Consider the following 218-nt stretch of genomic DNA (forward strand, 5'->3'; position numbering starts at 1 on the left):
TAGTGTTGTCTAGCGTAAAGGTCCATTGACCGTTCTCTTGCACGACCAATTCACCGTAGTCACTGTTGCCATTGTCCACTGAGAATTTGTGGGTTGCACCCGCATCCACATCATCCGCAACTAATGTACCGGTAGCGGTAGATGTGCCTGCTTGAGGGTTACCCGCATCATCGTGACCCGCTTCGGTCACGGCGCCCACTAGCTTACTGCTGGCATTA

At 52.8% G+C, this 218-nt stretch carries 1 protein-coding gene; it reads right to left on the reverse strand.

What is annotated here, in order from left to right; all coding sequences use genetic code 11:
* Window positions 1–190, reverse strand: a 190-nt coding sequence (locus tag MRS74_RS23810) for a VCBS domain-containing protein (RefSeq protein ID WP_254582756.1), incomplete at its 3' end; no start/stop codon positions are given.
* Window positions 191–218: the final 28 nt, after the last annotated feature.

This window comes from Marinobacterium sedimentorum (assembly GCF_024267675.1).
Classification (GTDB): Bacteria; Pseudomonadota; Gammaproteobacteria; order Pseudomonadales; family Balneatricaceae; genus Marinobacterium_A; species Marinobacterium_A sedimentorum.